Here is a 283-nt window from a genome sequence, read left to right on the forward strand (position 1 = left end):
GGGTCTCGGCCGCAAGGACGAGATCGGCGAGATGGCCGGCGCGGTCGAGGAGTTCAAGGTTCAGGCCGTTGCAAAGGCCGAGCGCGATGCCGCCGCCAGCGAAGTCCAGAACCGGGAGCAGGCCGCAAGCCGGCGCTCCGAGCTGATCCGATTTGCCGATGATTTCGAGAGCGCGGTCGGCGCCATCGTCTCCAACGTCTCGGCCTCCGCCGTGCAGCTGGAATCGGCGGCTTCCACGCTGACCCGCACCGCCGAGACCACGCAGAGCCTGTCGAGCCAGGTC

General features: G+C 68.6%; 1 pseudogene. It reads left to right on the top strand.

Features of this window, described 5'->3' with window-relative positions:
* A pseudogene (locus tag MOV75_RS42170) lies at positions 1-283 on the top strand (methyl-accepting chemotaxis protein); the annotation flags it as partial.

The sequence above is a fragment of the Bradyrhizobium sp. PRIMUS42 genome (assembly GCF_023006515.1).
Classification (GTDB): Bacteria; Pseudomonadota; Alphaproteobacteria; order Rhizobiales; family Xanthobacteraceae; genus Bradyrhizobium.